At 48.1% G+C, this 341-nt stretch carries 1 protein-coding gene; it reads right to left on the bottom strand.

Annotated elements, in window-relative coordinates:
* Positions 1-158 precede the first annotated feature (158 nt).
* Positions 159-341 (bottom strand): hypothetical protein (locus tag GYRE_RS24870; RefSeq protein WP_211248372.1); only part of this gene is annotated, 183 nt, incomplete at its 5' end.

Consider the following 341-nt stretch of genomic DNA (forward strand, 5'->3'; position numbering starts at 1 on the left):
CTGAATAATGCAGCAACAACAATAAACGTTCCGGTGAGTTTTTTCATTGCAGGGTTTCCATAGTGACCAGTATTCCACTGATATCTGCAAACGGGAGCCATCTAAAATCAAGCCTGCCGCAACACTGTCCGCATCCAGCCACCAACATGAGAAGGTCGTTAACCACAACCGGACATCGTTCTGGCTTCATCCGGGATTTGAGCAAACTCACCCACATCACGAACCTGTATTTTCCTGCAGACAACATGACCACTTTCACTGAACCTGATGATAGCTGTGGCATCGATGTGCATAAAATGACGTCCGCGCGTACTGTCCACCCGGTAAGACGAAAGGACAAC

The sequence above is a fragment of the Yokenella regensburgei ATCC 49455 genome (genome assembly GCF_000735455.1).
GTDB lineage: Bacteria > Pseudomonadota > Gammaproteobacteria > Enterobacterales > Enterobacteriaceae > Yokenella > Yokenella regensburgei.